Raw genomic sequence first — 1,860 nt, forward strand, 5'->3', positions numbered from 1 at the left:
CGAGGCGGCGGTGCCACACCCGATTGATCCGATCCGGCTGGGCGAAGCCGTAATCACGCTGCTGCAGCCGCCATTGCGCTGACCCGCCGTCGAATTCCCCTGCTGCCGTTAGCCATTCGCGGCGTGCCGCCCCTACGGGCAGGCGCGACGCGTTACCAACAGATACTAATCAAATGTGTGGCGTAGGGCGCAAACATCGCTAGGCTGTGGGTTAGCTCACATCGACAGCCACGAGGGAGCTGCTGAGGTATGGACCTGTACACGCCAATCCTGGTGCTCGGCGCGATCGCCGCCGTGTTCGCAGTTGGATCGGTGGGTATTGCCCTGCTCATCGGCCCGACGCGGTACAACCGCGCCAAACTCGAGGCCTACGAATGCGGTATCGAGCCGCTGTCCGGAACGGGCGCCGAACCGGCGAGTCGACAGCGCATGCCGATCAAGTACTACCTGACGGCGATGTTGTTCATCGTGTTCGACATCGAGATCGTGTTCCTCTACCCCTGGGCGGTCGCCTTCGACAGCCTGGGCACTTTCGGTGTCATCGCGGTGGGCCTTTTCCTGTTCAACGTCTCGGTGGCGTATGCGTACGAATGGCGGCGGGGAGGACTGGCGTGGGACTAGAGGAACGGCTGCCCGGCGGGATTCTGCTGTCCACGGTGGAGAAGGTCGCCGGCTACGTCCGGAAGGGCTCGCTGTGGCCCGCGACGTTCGGGCTGGCGTGCTGCGCGATCGAGATGATGGCGACGGCCGGTCCACGGTTCGACATCTCGCGCTTCGGCATGGAGCGGTTCTCCGCGACGCCGCGGCAGGCCGATCTGATGATCGTCGCCGGTCGGGTCAGCCAGAAGATGGCACCGGTGCTGCGCCAGATCTACGACCAGATGGCCGAACCCAAGTGGGTGCTCGCGATGGGCGTGTGCGCCTCATCGGGCGGAATGTTCAACAACTACGCGGTGGTGCAAGGCGTCGACCACGTGGTGCCGGTCGACATCTATCTGCCCGGTTGCCCACCCCGCCCGGAGATGCTGCTGCACGCAATCCTCAAGCTGCACGACAAGATTCAGGAGATGCCGCTGGGTGTGAACCGGCAGGAGGCGATCAGGGAGGCCGAACGGGCGGCGCTGGCAGTCACACCCACCATCGAGCTCAAGGGACTGCTGCGGTGACGGGAGACGGCAACAGCACCGGCAGCGGCAACAGCACCGGCAAACCTGAGGTGATCGCGGTTCGGCGCGGCATGTTCGGCGCGGCTGGATCGGGTGACACGTCCGGCTATGGACGTCTGGTGCGGTCGGTGGCGTTGCCGGGCAGCTCGCCGCGGCCCTACGGTGGTTACTTCGACGAGCTCGCCGACACACTGGCGGCCGCTCTGGGCGAGGACAGCTACCCGGCGGCGATCGAGCGTGTGGTGGTGTTCCGCGGCGAGCTGACGCTCGAGGTCGCCAGAGACCGTCTCCCGGCGGTGGCCCGCGAGCTGCGCGACCACCCCGCGCTGCGGTTCGAACTGTGCCTGGGGGTCAGCGGCGCGCACTACCCCGGTGACACCGACCGCGAACTGCACGCCGTCTACCCGCTGCTGTCGATCACCCACAACCGGCGGATCCGGCTGGAGGTCGCCGCGCCCGACGCCGACCCGCACATCCCGTCGCTGTACGGCATCTACCCGACCACCGACTGGCATGAGCGGGAAACCTACGACTTTTTCGGCATCATCTTCGACGGCCATCCCGCATTGACCCGCATCGAAATGCCCGACGACTGGGTCGGGCACCCACAGCGCAAGGACTACCCGTTGGGCGGCATTCCGGTGGAGTACCACGGAGCTGAGATCCCGCCGCCCGACGAGCGGAGGGCCTACAA

Annotated in this window: 3 protein-coding genes; all 3 read left to right on the plus strand. The window is 66.3% G+C overall.

Translation table 11 applies throughout. The features are described from left to right. The first annotated feature begins 249 nt into the window (after positions 1–249). Positions 250–621, plus strand: coding sequence for an NADH-quinone oxidoreductase subunit A (locus tag ACN269_RS33960; RefSeq protein ID WP_421477329.1), 372 nt, complete (start codon positions 250–252; stop codon positions 619–621). Beyond that, a complete protein-coding gene (locus tag ACN269_RS33965) occupies positions 612–1,166 on the plus strand; it encodes a NuoB/complex I 20 kDa subunit family protein (protein ID WP_421477330.1) in 555 nt (184 codons plus the stop codon). The genes ACN269_RS33960 and ACN269_RS33965 overlap by 10 nt, the downstream gene beginning before the upstream one ends. Before the next feature lie 50 nt (positions 1,167–1,216). Then, positions 1,217–1,860 (plus strand): NADH-quinone oxidoreductase subunit C (locus tag ACN269_RS33970; RefSeq protein WP_421477331.1); only part of this gene is annotated, 644 nt, incomplete at its 3' end.

The organism is Micromonospora sp. WMMD736 (genome assembly GCF_049179015.1).
In the GTDB taxonomy this organism is placed as follows: Bacteria; Actinomycetota; Actinomycetes; order Mycobacteriales; family Micromonosporaceae; genus Micromonospora.